Here is a 3279-nt window from a genome sequence, read left to right as displayed (position 1 = left end):
AATTTTAAGCCAATGGGACACCATATAACAAAAATCAATAAATAACTTTGTTTTTGCTTTCGCTAAACGATATACAGAAAGAGGGTGCGCCATAAATGACCATAGTCAATTATGACACACCCTCTTAACCAAATGAGTTTTATACAATAATGATAATCTCTTTTTTCAATTTAATAATATATCAATAGTTTCAAATTATGTCTTATTCTAAAATAGCTATAGTTATATCGATGCTCTGTATAGTTTATTGCATACTATACGAAAGTGTTTTATTAAAACACGAAGCTTTAAATAGTTTTGTATATGCTCTTGGTGTAGTGTCGAATTGTGTTTCGCTATCAATAATAGCTTCTTGTATCTTTTATCTTGTAACAGATTATTTCCCAAAAAAGCATCAGCTAGACCAAATTCGTAATTATATTATTTCGAATCTTGAGCTGTTGGAAGGAATCGGGAAAAATGCTTTTACGGACATTGTTAATAATAGCAATCCTACCAAACAGGATTTCATGAATTGTTGTGATTTTGATTTAATGAAAAGAGAAGGAGTTAGTAGTCAAGATAACTTATTGATTGCCAAATCAACCAATTGGTTTGAATACTTTGATTACATGCAGAGAACTGAGGCTTGTGTAATAAAGCAACTCATGATATTTGAGTCAATGATTCCTGTTGAGGTTCGGTTGATATTTATTGAATTACAAAAGAAAAACACAATATTCAGTGATAGTAAGGAATATATAAAGTACTATAATAACGACAAGACCAGACGTTCAATAAAAGCGTATGCAAATGACATTTATAGTCATTTATTCTCCCTTGTAGAATTAAAAAATATATATAATAAAACATCAAAAATATAATGGATAGAGAATCACTTACATTAATTATTAACGGTTTTGATAAGAAGAAGTTCGAACAGGCCGTATCAATTGTTCTCCAGGATATACTGGAAATAATTGCAGTGAATGAAGATAGTCTTGTCATGAAAAAGGGGGTAAAAAAAACGATTCCCAATTCTGTGCTTTATTATTTAATTATTGATAAAGGTGCAGTGATAGATTCTGCTGTCCTGAAAAAGAAAATTCGTGTCTACAAAATACAGCATATATATTTCTTTTTCAAATACAACATAAGCGATGCCGAATTACGGAAGAAAGGCCTTCTTTTTAAAGCAGAATATGGTATTCCTGTCACTTGTATGTGCTCAAGTACATTGGCAGAGTTTATCATAGATTCTAATATGGAGAACAAGCTTTTCAGTGATGGCATTGATTATCGTCAAATCAGTTCATCAGATGTTGACTATTTAACTGCGGCTTTCCATTCTATGACAATAGCATCCGCAGATGTTCATGATTTAAAGGGAAAAGTTTATGACGATGCTATCTTATTTAAAGTGTCTTCTAATCATTATGAGAATAAAGAGGAATTAACAAAAGATGTCCTCGATTTTCTAAAACTGCCAGAAGAAAAGGATGAGGTAATAATGAAACGAATAGATTCCTTGTTGTCAAGAGGTCAAATGCATAAAGAATCAGTAGGCTTTGTATTGTTGCCATCTGTGGAAAACGATATTGAGGCAAGGAAAAAGGCTTATCTTTATGAGTTGAGTTCTTTGACATCTGCACAGATCGATTTGATGAGAACCGACTATAATGTTTATTGGAATGAGGATGATTCAAAAAGAATAGCAACGCTATTAGCATTCTCTGCAATTGACAATCAGATTCGCATCCTTCGAGAAGCCAGGACAAAAATAGACCATCCAATATTTAGGTTGGCTAAAGACAGTGATAAAAAAATAATAAAGTATCTTAGGCAGGAGAAAGGATTAGACGAAGGAAATTCCTATGAGGCTCTTGAAGATCTTGCTCATATAGCAGCAACTCATCCTTTAATTATAAAAATAACAAGAGCCTGTGTGTACTTAGCATTAGAAGGATCTAATCCTTTGTCATCAGCCCAAGCGTTAGGAGCAAACAAGTGGGAGGATTTTTGTGTCATGCTTGAACCAACCGTTGCTATTCCATATATTTGTTCTCAACTATATCAGGGTGGAGTAACAAAAACATTTGAGAAAAGTATCAAAAGCGTTCAAAGAGCAATCACTCTCACATCTAAGGTTTCAATCCCATATTCGTATATCAATGAATGTGCAGGTCATTTGCTAACTGCAAGAAAGTATCAAAATGTAGATCTTGATCCAGAAGAAATGGTTCATTCAAATAATGCTTTTGTATCAAATTACTATTCTCTGATTAAATCTGGCGCCAAACTTCCGTCTAACTTTATGGAGTATCTGGCATCATTCAGTGTTGCCATAAAAACTGAAAAGTCCAATATCAAGGCTTGGGTTAGAGAAATTATGACAGATCTAACAAGTCTGTTAATGAAAGGCAATGTCATTCAAGAGAGCATTCCGTTTTATAAAGATGAAGATTTAAAAGACTATGATAATGAGTATTCCATTTGCTTAAAGGAAAAAAACAAAGAAAAACCAGGACATTTGGTACATCATGACTCAATAGCTTTAAAATATACAAATGATAGAGTCATTAATAACTATGAACATTGGATTATTTTGAGTTATGATAGTATTCTTACAAAAGTTGGTAATCAGCCATTTTATAAAGGATGGATATGTAGCCCTGGAAAATTCTTAGAACTGACAAATATCTCAACCCCATTGTCTGAAACCCAAATGGTATCTATCCTTCATTCTGTTGCGTCATTCAGTGAAAGAACACTGGCAATAGGAGCAAAAATAATGGATAGAATAATTCTATATGCATCATCTGAAATGCAAAACTGGGAATTTAAACGTGATTTAGATTTATTCAAAAAAGAAATGAAGGCTACATTAAATAATACGAATGAAGATATTGATAACGAATTAATAACACGTACCGACAAATTCTTGAAAGATAGAGGAATCGTAATTGACGAAGAAGAGATTGATATAACAATAGACAATTAAGTCTTAGGGTAAGGTTTCTAATATATTAATCCGCATTAATACTACGAGAGAATTTGCATGTGTGCAGATTTATTTGTAAATTTGCACCAACAAAAGGAAGAAATACAGAGAAAAGGACAAAAAAGAATAGGAAGAGCATCGCACGGATGCTTATCGATAGTTATTAAGGGACGAGACCTCTGCAAAACCTTCATTTATAGAGAAATTTCCATTTAGTTGTGTTTAGAAGCATATTCCAACGTATATATTGGTATAATTGATGCAGTCAAACGATAATTATCATCTATATTTGTGTCCAA

At 32.5% G+C, this 3279-nt stretch carries 2 protein-coding genes; both read left to right on the top strand.

Features of this window, described 5'->3' with window-relative positions:
* Positions 1 to 197: 197 nt before the first annotated feature.
* Positions 198 to 863 (top strand): hypothetical protein, encoded by a 666-nt coding sequence (locus C1709_RS00840; RefSeq protein WP_102285054.1) that lies wholly within the window; start codon positions 198 to 200, stop codon positions 861 to 863.
* On the top strand, positions 863 to 2980 hold the full coding sequence (locus tag C1709_RS00835; protein ID WP_102285053.1) for a hypothetical protein: 2118 nt from the start codon (positions 863 to 865) through the stop codon (positions 2978 to 2980). Before C1709_RS00840 ends, C1709_RS00835 begins: the two co-directional genes overlap by 1 nt.
* Positions 2981 to 3279 lie beyond the last annotated feature (299 nt).

The organism is Metaprevotella massiliensis (genome assembly GCF_900241015.1).
The sequence above is the reverse complement of the archived record's forward strand: the minus strand, read 5'-3'. Positions and strand labels throughout refer to the sequence as shown.